Genomic DNA, 14,942 nt, shown 5'->3' with positions numbered 1-14,942 from the left:
CGGCACGCTGCGCTCGGATCTGAACAGGGGGGAACTAGGCGACCACCTCCGCGACCGGCAGGTTGCGCTCAGATCTGAACAGGGGGAAGTAGCGGCGATCCGCCTGACTCATGTGGCCGACCACCAGCTCCTGAATGATGAAGTTGAGCAGCTCGTCGTTGCCCAGCGTCCCCGCTTTGGCGGCGTGCAGCAGCTGACCTGCCTTGTTGAGCAGGCGTTGGTGATCCTGACGGTGGCTGGCGAGCTCCCGATAGTCGATCTCCGCCAGCATCTGCTCTTCAAAGGCGAAGTGGTGACGGGCCATCTCGAACAGGCTCTCCAGACTCTCCAGAAACGGGGCCGGGTGTTCGTGTTGATCCTTGACCCGTTCAAGCAGCCGGTTGGTCAGCACGAACAGCTGGCGATGTTCGGCATCGATGCGCGGGTGACCGCACTCGTGGCCGGGCTGCCACAGCAGGGCTCCCTGCTCCGGATCAAGCCCTGCGCTAAAGAGGCAGACCCGGCCACGGCCGCGATGCTTCGCCTGATACATCGCCTGATCGGCCTGGTGCATCAGGGTCTTGGCATCCTCTCCGTGCTCCGGATAGAGCGCCAGCCCGATACTGCTGGAGATAAGCAGCTCCTGCCCCTCCAGCTGGAACGGATCGCGCAACTGGCGGTGCAGCTTGTCGGCCACCGCCAGCACTTCATCGCCGGTATCGGGCAGCAAGATGACGAACTCATCGCCCCCCAGCCGCGCCACCAGATCCTGCTCCCGCACACAGTGACGCATTCGTTCGGCCACCAGATTGAGCAGGATATCCCCGGTCTCATGGCCGAAGGTGTCGTTGATCGGCTTGAAGTGATCGAGATCGATAAACATCAGCGCCAGCGGACGGGGCGCCTCCTGCTCCAGCAGCTCCTTGAGCCGTTGTTGCAGCAGGCGGCGATTGGGCAGGCCGGTGAGGGGGTCGTAAAAGGCGAGGCGGTGCATCATGGCCTCCCGCGCCGCCCGCTCGGTGATATCCCTTGTGACGCCCAGGATCGCCTCGGGTTGGGCCGCGCCACTGCCATGGAGCGTGGTGATGGTCTCGGTCGCCACCAGATGGCCATGCTTGTGACGCAACTGGGTGCGGATGACCCGGCGGGTCTGGTCGTGTTCCCCCTGTTGCCAGGCGGTGAGGGTGGCGGAGATCTCCTCGCGCAGCAGTTGCCGCGAGGCATCTGGCAGCAGTTGCTTGAGTGGCATGGCGAACAGCTCGGGAGCCTCGTAGCCGCTCAGGGCGGCGATGGCCGGACTGACATAGCGAAAGCGCAAGCTGGTGGCATCCATGGTCCAGATCACATCGGCGCTGTTCTCCGCCACGAAGCGGTAGTGCTGTTCGCTCTGGGCCAGTTCACGGGTCAGCCGCTGGCGATCCCGCGCCTCCTGACGCAGCCGCAGATAGAGGTGCAAGAAGATGCCGAGCAGAGTCATCAGGGTAAAGGTGACGAGCATGGCCACCGCCACGCTCTTGTCGAGCAGCTTGCGCTGCTGGCGCAGCCGCTCTTGCGCCGGGTCGTAGATAAAGTGGTCGAGGTTGGGCAGCACCTGGAGCATGCCTGCCTCCAGATAGGTTTTGGCGATCTGCAACCAGCGCTCCTGCTGCATGTAACCCGGTTCGACAAGATCCGGCTGCATCAGCGCTCTGGTTTCGCGGGCCTCGAACGCCAGCTGTTCACGACCCGCGCCGCTCGGGTACTGATCCATGATCAGGTTGATCATCTCTTCGGGGTTGTCCATCGCATAGCGCCACCCCTTGAGGCTGGCCTGCTGGAAGGCGTATACCCGATCCTGTCGGGTGATCAGCTCCCGCTCGGAGGTAAACAGGTTGTCACCGTAGAAATCGAAGCCGACGGTACGCGGTCTGAAGACCCGATAGGGGATCCCTTTTTGCTGCAGATAGAAGGGTTCGGTGGAGCTGTAGGCGCTGATGGCATCCACCTCGCCCGCCAGCAGTGCCTGCAGTCCTCTCTCATAGGGAACGGTGACCCAGTCACGGCGCTCGTTATGCCGGGTCAGATAGGTCAACAGCTCGTTGGAGCCAGGCTCCAGCATCAGCCGCTTGTTGGCCAGATCCGCCGGGTTGCGGATATCGGGCCGCTCCAGCGTCAGCAGCACCAGTGGCGAGTGTTGCAGCAGGGCGGCGAGCACCACCACTGGTCGGCCAGCGGCCCGGTCCAGCAGCAGGTCACTGCCGCTGATGCCAAAATGGGCCTTTCCCGAGATCACCTCGCTGACCACATCGGTCCGGTCGTTCGCCTCGCGCAGGGTGACCCGCAGACCGGCATCCTGATAGAAGCCCTTGGCGATGGCCGCGTAGTAACCGGCAAACTGGAATTGATGTTGCCAGGGCAGTTGCACGATGACCTGCTCCTCGGCCCGCAAGGGGGGAGAGATCAGGGTGGCGATGACCATACTGACCAGCATCGGCAGGAAACAGCTGGGGCGCTGGCGGGGGTCGGTGTTCTCCGTCATACAGCGTTCTCTCGGGAGGCGGTGTCTAAGCTAGATTCAAGCAATTCGTTGTAACCTGCAAGGGGGGTGAAGGCGTTTGCAATGGGGTGTCCGAGACATTAAAAGTCATTTTTGTGTCATTCATCACACTCGATATGCGCATACTGTTTTTTGGCGAGTTATGTGACGAAGAAGAGAGCCATATGGCCAATTAAAGTGGTCGCATTCTAGCCATTTTTTCCCGTTTTTATCGTTGTCTTTGTGGTTTGACTGCATTTTTTTCGTGGTTTCACGTCAAGTTGTGTCGTTATATCAAAAGATACTTTTATGGGACGGTCGGGTGTGAAGCCAATGTATGCATGCTGCTGCGCGCCGGTTAAGGTGAAACGGGTCAGTGGTGGCCCCGTCAGTGTTATCATGTTGCCCCCTGTTCCGGATAAGGTCCTGTTATGTCCCGCTTGCGTCTTCTTATCTCCGACTCTCACGATCCCCTGTTCAATCTGGCTGTCGAGGAGTGCATCTTCCGCCAGATGGACCCCGGCCAGCGGGTGCTGTTCCTCTGGCGCAACGCCAATACCGTGGTGATCGGCCGGGCCCAGAACCCGTGGAAGGAGTGCAATACCCGCCGCATAGAAGAGGATGGCGTGACCCTGGCGCGCCGCAGCAGTGGTGGTGGCGCCGTGTTCCACGACCTTGGCAACAGCTGCTTCACCTTCATGGCGGGCAAGCCGGAGTATGACAAGAGCATCTCCACCGCCATCGTGCTGGGCGGGCTCAAGCGGTTGGGGATCGAGGCCTTTGCCTCCGGTCGCAACGATCTGTTGGTGGCCACCCCGGACGGGGAGCGCAAGGTATCGGGGTCAGCCTATCGGGAGACCCTGGATCGCGGTTTCCACCACGGCACCCTGCTGCTGGATGCCGATCTTGGTCGCCTCGCCAACTACCTCAATCCCGACCCCAAGAAGCTGGCCGCCAAGGGGATCAGCTCGGTGCGCAGCCGGGTGGCCAATCTGTGCGAACTGCTGCCGGGGATCGACCATCAGCAGGTGAGCGAGGCGCTTACCGAGGCGTTTTTCCACCACTACGGTGCGCGGGTCGAACCCGAGCATATCTCCCCGGCGCAGATGCCGGATCTGCCGGGCTTTGCCGAGCCCTTCGCCCGCCAGCGCAGCTGGGAGTGGAACTATGGCCATGCCCCGGCGTTCAGCCATCTGCTGGAGGAGCGCTTTGGCTGGGGCGGCGTGGAGCTGCACTTTGATGTGGAGAAGGGGGTTATCACCCGGGCGCAGCTGTTCAGCGATACCCTGGAACCCGCCCCGTTCGATCTGCTGGCGGCCGAGCTGGCGGGTTGCGACTATCGGTCGGAGGCGGTCGCCGCGCGCCTGCAGCCCTGGCTGGCAGCTTTTCCGCAGCAGCAGAGCGAGCTGATGGAGTTTGCCCAGTGGCTGTTGGCCTCCCTGCGTTGAGGGGGACGCTGGCTGATGGCCGTCTGGTAGTAAGGACTATGTCAGCCAACATGTGAACGAGATCACGAAATGCAAAGAGGCGCCCCAAAGGCGCCTTTTTGCCAGCCCTTGTCATGGCTGATACATGACAAAAAGTAGGGTAGGCCATTAGATATTGTCGCTGTCGGCCCCGCTGGCACAGGGGTATAACGGCCGCACATTTGCTGTACTAATGGTATAAAAATGAGTGACTTAGTTTATCTGAAAGACGAAAGCGTCAACGCCGTCCACCCCGAGTTCTCAAACCGGTTTGCAGCCGTAAAAGCCAACTTTTTCTCGCGCAATCCCGATCTCTGGCCGGTTTTTCGCGAACCCGGCTTTGCCACCCTCAATGAATTTCGGGCCCGTGGCCTGGCCCCGGATGCCCGTCTGAACGCCTGGCCAGATGGCCGCGCCCGCCTTGCCGATCTCTGCGAGACCATGCCGGTGCCCGCCACCATGCGCACCCCGGGCGAGCCGATGGCCGAGCTGCTGTTTGCCGCCGCCCTGTCGAAGGATTGGGAGAACCCCTCCAGCGTCGAGAACGTCATCACCATGTCGGCGGATCCCGCCATCTACGGCGCCCAGCTGGGCATTCTGGCCAACCCCAATCTGGTCTACTCCGAATATGCCGGGGTGGCCGAGGAGCTGGAGAAGAAGGTGGTGCGCCAGATAGCGCTGCTGGCGGGTTATGATCCCGAGCGTGCCACCGGCATCTTCACCCAGGGGGGCACCTTCTGTAACCTCTATGGCTACCTGCTCGGCATTCGCAAAAGCCTGCCGGAGGCCAAGCACAAGGGGCTCGGCCACTATCAGGATTACCGCATTATCAACTCCCAGGGCGGTCACTACTCCAATATCACCAACCTCTCCCTGCTTGGGGTCGATATCGAGAACAAGACCATCCGCATTCAGGTCGGCGAGAACAATGACATCGATCTTGACCACCTCGAGCGCACCCTGACCGCCTGCTTCGCCCTGAAGCACGTGGTACCCACCATCATGCTCACCATGGGCACCACCGACACCTTCGGGGTGGATCAGGTGAAACCCGTGTTCGAGCTGCGCAATCGCCTCTGCGAGCAGTTCGAGGTGACGGTCAAGCCCCATATCCACGTCGATGCGGCCATCGGCTGGTCGATGATCTTCTTCCTCGATTACGACTTTGCCACCAACCCGCTCGCCATCAACAGCGCCACCCTGGCGGGGATCGAGCGCAACGTGGCGCGCTTTGCCGAGCTCAAATATGCCGATTCGTTCACTGTCGACTTCCAGAAGTGGGGCTATGTGCCCTACACCTCCAGTCTGGTGATGATCAAGGAGCAGGATGATCTCAAGGCGATGGAGAATGACCCGGAGAACTTCTCCTATTTTGAGCGGGACATTCAGGGCCAGACCCACCTGCAATCCACCATCGAGTGCTCCCGTGGCGCAAGCGGCCTGTTCGGTGCCTATGCGGCGCTCAACTACATGGGGGTCGAGGGGTATCGCACCGTGCTGGCCCACTGCCTGCAAAATGCCAACTACTTCCGCTTCCGGTTAAGCCAGCTCGGCAACGTCAAGCTGGTGGCGCAGGAGAATCAGGGGCCGAGCGTCGGCTTCAAGATCTACAACCCCGAGTGGGTGAGCGATCCGGAGGCCGAGTTCGCCTTCGAGCTGGCCCGCTCCAGCGATCCCGCCTACAAGGCCCGTTTGCAGCGCAACACCGACTACCACCGCAGCCTGTTCAAGGGGCGCGGCAAGGTGGGGCTCTACACCAACTGGGTGGAGGCGGTGGCCCACTCAGACTACGACGCCCGCGGCAAATACTCCTACATCGCCGGGGAGAAGGCGGTCTTTATGAATCCGGCCTGCACTCGCGAGCAGATCGACGCCTTTATCGACCATATTCGTGGTTGATGGCGCTCGTCCTGACCAGCGACGGCAGTCAATAGTGGCAAGAGGTGGTTGGGGTGTATCACGCCAACAGAGAAACGAAGGGCAAGCCGGTTGGCTTGCCCTTCTGTTTTAACGACGGTATGCGAAAGCGGTGGAAAAGGCCGGGCTCAGAGGGTCAGCAGTTGCTCATTTTCGACAATCTCGCACCCGGCGGGCAGTTGCGAGAGGGCGATCATGGCGCGGGCCACCTGCTGGGCCTCGATGGCGCGCCAACGGGCGAGCCTGCCCACCAGCAGCGGCCGAAACAGCGGATAGATGGCCTGAAAGATCTGCTCCGAGCGGCGCGGCGGTTGGCGATCCCCCAGCAACATGGCGGGGCGCACGATGGCGAGCCGTGGCCAGGATTGGGCCAGCAGGGCCTGCTCCATCTCCCCCTTGGTACGCGGATAGAGAGCCGGAGACGATGCGTTTGCTCCCATGCTCGAGACCACGATCAGCCGCTGGCAACCGTGGCGGCGGGCCAGTTCGGCAAAGGCGAGCACATAGTCGAGATCGACCCGGCGAAACGCCTCGGCAGAGCCCGCCTCCTTGCGGGTGGTGCCGAGCGCACAAAAGGCAATATCCACCGGGCGGGAGAGGGTGACGCTGGCCAGCTAATCAAAATTGACCGGCAGCCAGTGGTGTGCCTCCTTGCCCGGCTTGCGACAGAGCAGGGTCAGTTCATGTTCGGCAGGCAGTTGCTGCACCAGTTCGCGACCGATCAGGCCGCTGGCTCCGGCAATCAGGATCCGGCTCATGGGGATTCTCCCTGTGTCATTCGATGGTGTTGATGCCATGGTGGCTGCTCATCAGCATCAGGCAATTTGCGGGCAGCTGCAATGGGGGGAAATGACTCAGTGTTGCCTGGCAGGATAACGGTCAGGATACATAGCGCGGGGGGTGGATAAAACAAAACCGGCGCGAGGCCGGTTTTGCGAGATATCAGAGCGGGGTATTGAAGGCTGCTGGCAGCGGGAAGTCACCCGTCACTGTGGTCAGCCTGTCATTGGCGAAGGTGACGGTGAGCTCTTTACGCTCCTTGTCGCCGTGGCCCGGCTGGAATTCATAGAGGTAGTACCAGGTGTTGGGGTCAAAGCCGTCGCGCAGCATGGGGGTCCCCAGCACATAGCTGACCTGCTCGCGGGTCATCCCCTGGCGCAGTTTGTCGACCTGTTTTTGTTCCACATAGTTGCCCTGGGGAATATCAATGCGATAGACCAGGCTGCAACCGGAGAGGGTGAGGGCGGTCAAAGCCGCGGCAATCAGGTGTTTCATCCGCATATCGAGTTCAGATCATCCATACAGTCTTTTTGGCTCGGCAAATCATACCGACTCCCTCCACGGAAGTAAAAAGCCATTGATCCATCAGCCAATAAAAAGGGTCGCACTGCGACCCTTTCTGGCAATCAGGCAGCGATTACATGGCTGCGCGGAATATGGCGACGATCTCGTCGTGGCTGGCCTGTTTCGGGTTGGTGAAGCCGCAGGCATCTTTCAGGGCGTTGCTGGCCAGGGTATCGAAGTCATCGGCCTTGACGCCGAGTTGCTCCAGACCGGCCGGGATCTTCACATCCAGCGCCAGCTGCTTGATGGCGGCAATGGCAGCGGCGGCGCCCTGCTCGTCGTTCATGGCGCTCACGTCCACACCCATGTAGCGGGCGACATCCTTCAGACGAGCCGCGCTCACCTGGGCGTTGTAAGCCTGAACGTGGGGCAGCAGCACGGCGTTGCAGACACCGTGGGGCAGGTCGTAGAAACCGCCCAGCTGGTGCGCCATGGCGTGAACGTAACCGAGGCTTGCGTTGTTGAAGGCCATGCCGGCCAGGAACTGGGCATAGGCCATCTGCTCGCGGGCGTGCAGATCATCGCCCTGGTTGACGGCGGTGCGCAGGTGCTTGGCAATCAGTTCGATGGCCATCACGGCGCTGGCATCGGTCACCGGGGTGGCGATGGTGGAGACATAAGCCTCGATGGCGTGGGTCAGGGCATCCATGCCGGTGGCGGCGGTCAGACCGGCTGGCTTGGCCAGCATCAGCTCGGGGTCGTTGACCGACATCAGCGGGGTAACGTGCTTGTCGATGATGGCCATTTTCACCTGGCGCGCTTCGTCGGTGATGATGCAGAAGCGGGTCATCTCGGAGGCGGTACCGGCGGTGGTGTTGATGGCGATGAGCGGCAGTTGCGGCTTGGCGGAGCGATCCACCCCTTCGTAATCCTTGATGTTGCCACCGTTGGCGGCGACCAGCGCGATACCCTTGGCGCAGTCATGGGGTGAGCCACCACCGAGCGAAATGACGCAGTCGCAGCCGTTGGCCTTGATCATGGTCAGACCCGCTTCGACGTTGGTCATGGTGGGGTTCGGCTTGGTTTCATCGAAAACCACGCTCTCAATGCCATGTTCAGCCAGCAGGGTGGTGAGCTTGGCGACCACGCCAATCTGGTTGAGGATCTTGTCGGTGACGATCAGTGCCTTGCGATAGCCGTAACCCTTGATATCGGCGGCGGCCTCTTGCAGACAGCCGGCACCCATCAGGTTGATTGCGGGAATATAGAACTTGAATGTAGCCATGATGGACTTCCTGTAGTTAGCCATTAAGTGGTAGTTGGCCGCTAGGCTATCATCTCGAAAGGGATACAAAAGCATCTTGTTTACAACTTTACGGGGTCGATCACGAGTCGTTAATTAAGCGCTGAACCGGGCTTGACTTTCCCTGTTCGAGACCCTTTTTCAGAAAAACGTTTGTCAATTATTTCATTGGGTTAGCAAACGTTTTGCGCGATCTTTGTGACTGTCAATGCGTGGAAGTGTGAGGCGCTTCAAGGAATTGGAAAGCGCTTTCGACCATAGTTGGCGCCTCCCCGAAGAGGGGGTAAAGGCTTGAAAGTATCATAAAGAATCATCTTAACTTGCGCCCTGACCATGCTGGCAGGGGGCAACCAGGAGTCCACTATGTCTGATGTATTTCACTTGGGTTTGAAGAAAGCGGATCTGCAAGGCGCCACCCTGGCGATCGTCCCCGGTGACCCCGAGCGCGTCAAGCGCATCGCAGAGATGCTGGATAACCCGGTGCACCTGGCCAGCCATCGTGAATTCACTTCCTGGCGCGGCGAGATGGACGGCAAGGCCGTGATCATCTGCTCTACCGGTATCGGTGGCCCGTCCACCTCCATCGCGGTAGAAGAGCTGGCCCAGCTGGGTATCAACACCTTCCTGCGTATCGGCACCACCGGCGCCATCCAGCCGCACCTGAACGTGGGTGACGTGATCGTCACTACCGGTTCCGTGCGCCTCGACGGTGCCAGCCTGCACTTTGCACCGATGGAGTTCCCGGCGGTTGCCGACTTCGACTGCACCACCGCGCTGGTCAACACTGCCAAAGAGATGGGCTCCAAGCTGCACATCGGTGTGACTGCCTCTTCCGATACCTTCTACCCGGGTCAGGAGCGTTACGACACCGTATCCGGCCGCGTAGTGAGCCGTTTCCAGGGTTCCATGAAAGAGTGGCAAGCCATGGGCGTGCTGAACTATGAGATGGAATCTGCCACCCTGCTGACCATGTGCACCAGCCAGGGCCTGCGTGCCGGTATGGTAGCTGGCGTTATCGTCAACCGTACCCAGCAGGAAATCCCGAACGCCGAAACCATGGCGAAGACCGAATCTGATGCCATCAAGATCGTACTGGGCGCTGCCCGCAAGCTGATCTGATAGCACCACAAAGAGTGGGGGGTGGGGGCCGTTGCGAAAGCGCGGCCCCTATCTTTATCCGCCGTTTGTCCCTTTTCTTCTCCCGTCTTCTCGCGTCACGCCTTTCTCTATTCCCGCCGCACTCGCGTCTATTGCCATCTACTGACGGCCTCTACTGATTGCTCCTAAAAAGGCGCGGCACAGCGGATCTGCATCGGCTCGCCGCTCACCGGATGTGCAAAATCCAGCTCGCTGGCATGCAACATCAGCCGCGGTGCTTGTTCGCAGTCAGGTGACAGCAGACCGCCGTAGAGATCGCAGCCGAGAATGGGGTGGCCCAGCAGCTGGCAGTGGATCCGTAGTTGATGGGTGCGGCCGGTCTCCGGTACCAGCCTTACCCGGGTCAGTGGCACAGCCTGACCCTGCATCTGCTGCGCCAGCCGCTCAATCACCCGATAGCGGGAGCGGGCGGGTTTGCCGCTGGCGGCGCAGATCTTCATCAGCGGGAAAATCGCCGGATCCTTGGCGATGGGGGCATCGATCACCCCCTCATCGTCAGCCAGATGGCCGCACAGCAGAGCGCTGTAGGCCTTGCTCACTACCCGCTGGCTGAACTGCTGGCACAGCAGGGCATTGATGGCCCTGTTTTTGGCCACCACCATGATGCCTGAGGTGCCGAAGTCGAGGCGGTGCACCAGGGTACAGCCGGGGTAATCCTGTACCAGTCGATAATGCACCGAGTCGAGGTTCTGCGGGTTCTTTCCCGACAGGCTCAGCAGGCCGCTCGGCTTGTTGATCAGCAGCAGATGATCATCCTCAAACAGGATCTCGATGGCGGCACTGCAGGGTGGGGCGATAAAGGTGTCGACGATAACAGACATAGGACGCACGGGCTGGAAAAGGGGGGCGATCATACCCGAACCGGCGCGGCCGGGCGAATGGGCGGTGCGCTGCCTCGGAAAATGAACGGGATGCGCCATGCAACCTCTTGATAATGAGCTGCTTTGAGCGAGGCGGTGTGCCGTGTAAACCGCCTGGGTCACCCACAAGGCCCCGTTTTGTGACCCCTTCCCGAGTTCATCCGAAGCTTGCTTGTTAAGGTATGGCTCCCTGTTATGTTGTAAGGACCCTTTCCATGGCACTGCCCGTTATTCTCGATTGTGATCCCGGCCACGACGACGCCATTGCCCTCATTCTGGCGCTGGCCAGCCCTGAACTTGAGGTGCTGGCGGTCACCACCAGCGCGGGCAACCAGACGCCGGACAAGACCCTCAACAATGCCCTGCGCATCCTCACCTTGCTGGGGCGGGACGATATTCCTGTGGCGGCGGGGGCGCCGAAACCACTGGCCCGCGAGCTGATTATCGCCGACAACGTTCACGGCGAATCGGGCCTCGATGGCCCCACACTGCCGGATCCTGCCTTTGCGCCGCAGGCGATGACGGGGATTGAATTGATGGCCAGGTGCCTGCGCGAGAGCCCGGAGCCGGTGACTCTGGTGCCGACCGGGCCGCTCACCAATATCGCCCTGTTGCTGGCGGCTCATCCCGAGCTCAAACCCAAGATTGCACGCATCGTATTGATGGGGGGCGCCGCAGGGGCGGGCAACTGGACCCCGGCGGCGGAATTCAATATTTATGTCGACCCACAAGCGGCCGATATGGTGTTCAAGTCGGGTATTCCCATCACCATGTGTGGCCTCGATGTGACTCATGAGGCGCAGGTGATGGACGAGGATATCGAGCGGGTGCGCGCCATCAGCAATCCGGTGGCCCAGTGCGTGGCCGGGCTGCTCGACTTTTTCATGATCTACCACCGGGATCCCAAGTGGGGATTTGCTGGTGCACCGCTGCACGACCCCTGTACCATTGCCTGGTTGCTGGCTCCCGAGCTGTTCCACGGGGTCGAGTGCCGGGTCGATATCGAGACTGGCGGCACCCATACTTGCGGCATGACGGTGGTGGATCGTTATGGTCTGACCGGCAAGCCAGCCAATGCGCTGGTGCTGCTGGGGCTGGATCGTCCGGGCTTTATCGATCTGTTGGTGACGCGGCTGCGGGCATTTGGCTGAGCACCGGTTCATTTTTGCAAGAAGGGGCGGGGAATGTGGAAGAGAGGGGTGGTGCTGCTGGCCGGGTTGCAACTGACAGGTTGTGCGACGCCATTTGAGCGGATGTGGCAGGGGCTGGCGACCTGCGAGTTTACCGATATCTATGTGGATGAGACGGGCAGAGCCGCCAATCTACAGCTGGCCAACTACACCCCCGACAAGGTGAGCGACGGCTTTGCCTGGTACAAGGTGCACGAGGAGCTGCACGGCCTGCCGGTGGTCGGCTTTATCGTGCCTGCCGCAAGCTTTGAAGTGCACGCTCTCTTTGTCGATACCCCCATCGCCAACGCCCGCCGCTTGACTCACAACGCCTACGGCAGCGAGTTTAGTGACGAGCAGAAGCATGACGAGGGGTTGGCGCCCCTGCTGCTGCGCGATCCCAACAACCCCAAGCGATCCATCATCGATTGCACCAGAGGGGAGTCGGAAGAAGAACTGGAAGATTCGGCCATGCCCGAGTAGGGCGACCTGCCACACCATCGGCCTGGAAATCGGCCTGGAAATAGAGGGGCCAGCCTTGTCGGCTGGCCCCTCTATTTTATTGCTGGCAGGCTTCCGGATCAGGGGTAACTCAGCGTCTCTTTGATAAGAGGCAGTTGGGCTGCAATCCAGTCAGGATTGATGGGACCCCAGTCGCTGATACGGTAGTGCCCCTGCAGGTGGCGAGCCCCCTCGGTCTGCTCGAAGGCGCAGCTGATATCGAGTTCGGCCAGCGCGCTCAGGGTATCTTGCGCAGTGCGGCGCGGCATACCGGTCGCTTCCATGATGGCGGGCACTGTATCCGTGCCCTGGCTGATCAGCCAGGCCACGTAGAGCCGCCGGTAGAAGCTGGTGCGGGTTTTACTCGGCTCACTCATATCTCGTCCTCAAGACGATCGAAGTAGCGCCAGGTCGCAATGGCCGCTTTGCCCATCACCAGTGCCCAGAGGCCGAACCAGAACCAGCGGAAGAAGCTCCAGGTGGAGGCATCGGGTTCGGTGCTCTCAATCTTGGTGACGTTGGGGAACATGGAGAACATGTTGATGCGCCAGCCGTAGGAGGTAATGATGGCCAGACGCTTCTCGAACTCCATCGATTTGGCCTTGGCCTGCACGTCGGCGGCGTTGAACTTGAAGTAGAAGGGCCAGCCCCACTCAGTATCTTCATTGCGGAACACCCGGATCTTCTCGCCGGGACGCTCGGTATAGATGTAGTAGACGTCGGTGGTGGGGCCGTCAGCCGGGTTCTTCTGGCTGATGGGGCCATCCTTGTCGGTGCGCTTTACCTCGACTCCGGTGATGGTGGCGATGGTGTGCTCCGGCAGATAGTAGTCGAGCCAGGCGGCGGAAATGAGGGCGATGAGCCCCAGGGCGATAAAAGCGGGTTTCTTGAATCTCAGGCTCATGGTGTGCTCACGTGAGGGGGAATAACGTGCCTCTACCATACCGATATTTGACTGGGCAGCCCAGCCCCTTATGGCACCAACGGCCAAAAAATAGCGTTTAAAACAGGGACAAACGGATTGCCCCGTGAATCAAAAAGGCCCTCGCGGGCCTTTTTGTCTTGTTCACTTCCTGTGCTTACAGCTGGAATCGGGAAAGCTGCTTGCGCTGCTGCTCGGCGAGCTGCGAGAGTTCGTTGCTGGCAGTGGCGCTCTGGCTGATACCAGCGGAGCTCTGGCTCACGATCTCGTGAATATTGGTGATGTTGCGGTTGATGTCGGCGGTGACGCAGGACTGCTCCTCGGCGGCGGTGGCGACCTGGGCGTTGGCGTCGTTGATCTGGCGCACGGCACCGGTAATGCCACTTAGCAGATCCTGCACCTGAGCCGAGAGGCGCTGGTTATGGCTGAGGATCTCCAGCGTCTCCTGCACGCCGTTGTTGGCGGACTGGGACTGGCTCTGCAGCCGCTCGATGATGGTCTGGATCTCCTTGGTGGAGTCCTGGGTGCGGGCGGCCAGCATTCTCACCTCATCGGCCACCACCGCAAAACCACGCCCCGTTTCACCGGCACGGGCCGCTTCGATGGCGGCATTGAGCGCCAGCAGGTTGGTCTGCTCGGAGATCCCCTGGATCACTTCAATCACCTTGCCGATCTGCTCGGACTGGGATTTGAGCTGGGCCACGATGGCGGCGGCATCTTCCAGACTGCCCGCCATCCGGCTGTTGGCAGCGATGCTTTCGGTAAAGAGCGCGAGCCCCTGTTCGACCCGGCCATTAGCATCCCGCGCCAGCTCATCGGCGATGGCGGCGTTGTGGTTGACGTTGTCAGCGGTGCTGGATAGCTCGGTCACGGCGGAGGCAACCTGTTCAATCTCGCTGTGCTGCTGCCTTGCATTGGCCTCGGACTGGGTCATCACGGCAGCCAGTTCGGTGGCGGCGGAGGCGACGCTGTTGCTGATGCCGGTCAGGCTCTCTATGGTGCTGCCGAGCTGGGTCAGGGTGAGGTTGATATCTTTGGCCAGACGGGTCAGCTCGTTGTTGCCCTCCGCCTTGGCACGGACGTTGAAGCGCCCTTGCGCCACCGCGTGCATCACTTCCTGCAACTGGGCGATGGGGCTGACGATACGACCGGAGAGCACCCAGCCGCAGATCAGCGCCGCCAGCAGGGTGCCGGCGGTGAGCAGCAGGGTACGCAGCACGGTAGCGTCATAGTGGGCCTGCTCTTCGGCCAGCTCTTGCTGGGTCAGCTGGTTGATGTGGGCAGACATGCTGTCGATCTGCTTGATCAGCTGTTCACCCAGCTCGCGGAAATGGAGGCGGGCCGCCTCGTAGGCGACCGGATCGCCGCCACCCTGATGTTTTTGCGCCAGCAGCGGCAGCATGTTGCCGCGAGTATGGCCCAGGTAGGCCTGCAGGGCGGCAGCGACCTGACGGTTATCCTGCTCGGCACCGGGGATCACCAGACGAGCTAGGATGCTGTTGATCTCCTGCTCGGCGCTGTTGAGGTTCGCCGGCAGCGCGGCAAACAGCTTGGCATCGTAGAGGCCATAGATGGCGCTGGTGCGCAGCCGGTAGGTGGCGTGGATCAGTTTGGCAATGTCGTCCTTGTTCTGGACCACGCTCTGGGTCGTCTCATCTATGTCACGGATGGCTTCGTCCAGCCCCTGTTTACTGATGGCGATCATCACCAACATCAGCAGGCTGGCCAACAGCAGCGGTATCAGGATTTGGACTCTTATTGATAGATTATTCAATGACATAAATAGTTCTACGGGAATTCAGATAATAAGTGCGACACTCATGGATGAATGGCGAGAGGTGGCCAACTGCTGATTGGTGGTACCCTTC

Annotated in this window: 12 protein-coding genes and 1 pseudogene; 5 read left to right on the top strand and 8 right to left on the bottom strand. The window is 60.7% G+C overall.

Annotated features, from left to right (window positions below; genetic code table 11):
* Positions 1-34: 34 nt before the first annotated feature.
* Positions 35-2,497 carry a diguanylate cyclase domain-containing protein gene (locus tag OKC40_RS12725; RefSeq protein WP_270795412.1) on the bottom strand — a complete coding sequence of 821 codons (2,463 nt, stop codon included), beginning with the start codon at positions 2,495-2,497 and terminating at the stop codon, positions 35-37.
* Positions 2,498-2,925: 428 nt separating this feature from the next.
* Here OKC40_RS12725 and OKC40_RS12720 point away from each other — a divergent pair, with 428 nt between their 5' ends.
* Together OKC40_RS12720 and OKC40_RS12715 are read left to right on the top strand one after the other, a co-directional pair.
* On the top strand, positions 2,926-3,942 hold the full coding sequence (locus OKC40_RS12720) for a lipoate--protein ligase A (protein ID WP_270795410.1): 1,017 nt from the start codon (positions 2,926-2,928) through the stop codon (positions 3,940-3,942).
* 222 nt (positions 3,943-4,164) lie between these two features.
* Positions 4,165-5,859 carry a pyridoxal phosphate-dependent decarboxylase family protein gene (locus OKC40_RS12715; protein WP_270795408.1) on the top strand — a complete coding sequence of 565 codons (1,695 nt, stop codon included), beginning with the start codon at positions 4,165-4,167 and terminating at the stop codon, positions 5,857-5,859.
* Between the two features lie 146 nt (positions 5,860-6,005).
* Here the strand turns inward: OKC40_RS12715 and OKC40_RS12710 are convergent.
* The 3 genes and pseudogenes from OKC40_RS12710 to yiaY all read right to left on the bottom strand — a co-directional run bounded on the left by OKC40_RS12710 (position 6,006) and on the right by yiaY (position 8,446).
* Positions 6,006-6,635 (bottom strand): annotated as a pseudogene (locus OKC40_RS12710) (NAD(P)H-binding protein).
* A gap of 184 nt (positions 6,636-6,819) precedes the next feature.
* Complete coding sequence (gene bamE, locus OKC40_RS12705; RefSeq protein ID WP_005337980.1) at positions 6,820-7,158, bottom strand: outer membrane protein assembly factor BamE; 339 nt, start codon at positions 7,156-7,158, stop codon at positions 6,820-6,822.
* Between the two features lie 136 nt (positions 7,159-7,294).
* Positions 7,295-8,446, bottom strand: a complete 1,152-nt coding sequence (gene yiaY / locus OKC40_RS12700; protein ID WP_270795406.1) for an L-threonine dehydrogenase — start codon at positions 8,444-8,446, stop codon at positions 7,295-7,297.
* A gap of 381 nt (positions 8,447-8,827) precedes the next feature.
* On the opposite strand from yiaY, the gene udp reads away from it, so the two are divergent.
* Positions 8,828-9,583: a uridine phosphorylase gene (gene udp / locus OKC40_RS12695; protein WP_042018691.1), complete on the top strand. Its 756-nt coding sequence runs from the start codon at positions 8,828-8,830 to the stop codon at positions 9,581-9,583.
* Positions 9,584-9,747: 164 nt separating this feature from the next.
* Here the strand turns inward: udp and OKC40_RS12690 are convergent, their stop codons facing one another.
* A complete protein-coding gene (locus OKC40_RS12690; protein WP_270795405.1) occupies positions 9,748-10,476 on the bottom strand; it encodes an RluA family pseudouridine synthase in 729 nt (242 codons plus the stop codon).
* A 221-nt stretch (positions 10,477-10,697) separates the two neighbouring features.
* Between OKC40_RS12690 and rihA the strand changes: the two genes are divergently transcribed.
* Both rihA and OKC40_RS12680 read left to right on the top strand, forming a co-directional pair.
* A complete protein-coding gene (gene rihA / locus OKC40_RS12685) occupies positions 10,698-11,633 on the top strand; it encodes a pyrimidine-specific ribonucleoside hydrolase RihA (protein WP_270795401.1) in 936 nt (311 codons plus the stop codon).
* 33 nt (positions 11,634-11,666) lie between these two features.
* Complete coding sequence (locus tag OKC40_RS12680; protein ID WP_270795400.1) at positions 11,667-12,134, top strand: hypothetical protein; 468 nt, start codon at positions 11,667-11,669, stop codon at positions 12,132-12,134.
* A 98-nt stretch (positions 12,135-12,232) separates the two neighbouring features.
* Here OKC40_RS12680 and OKC40_RS12675 read toward each other — a convergent pair whose 3' ends face one another.
* The 3 genes from OKC40_RS12675 to OKC40_RS12665 all read right to left on the bottom strand — a co-directional run bounded on the left by OKC40_RS12675 (position 12,233) and on the right by OKC40_RS12665 (position 14,854).
* Complete coding sequence (locus OKC40_RS12675; protein WP_139472933.1) at positions 12,233-12,529, bottom strand: winged helix-turn-helix domain-containing protein; 297 nt, start codon at positions 12,527-12,529, stop codon at positions 12,233-12,235.
* Entirely contained in the window at positions 12,526-13,056 is a 531-nt protein-coding gene (locus OKC40_RS12670; protein WP_005344342.1) for a DUF1523 family protein, read from the bottom strand. Before OKC40_RS12670 ends, OKC40_RS12675 begins: the two co-directional genes overlap by 4 nt.
* A 175-nt stretch (positions 13,057-13,231) precedes the next feature.
* A complete protein-coding gene (locus OKC40_RS12665; protein WP_270795398.1) occupies positions 13,232-14,854 on the bottom strand; it encodes a methyl-accepting chemotaxis protein in 1,623 nt (540 codons plus the stop codon).
* Between the last annotated feature and the right edge of the window lie 88 nt (positions 14,855-14,942).

The sequence above is a fragment of the Aeromonas sp. QDB11 genome, assembly GCF_027705265.1.
GTDB classification, from domain to species: Bacteria; Pseudomonadota; Gammaproteobacteria; order Enterobacterales; family Aeromonadaceae; genus Aeromonas; species Aeromonas allosaccharophila.
This window is presented reverse-complemented; position numbering and strand designations above follow the sequence as displayed.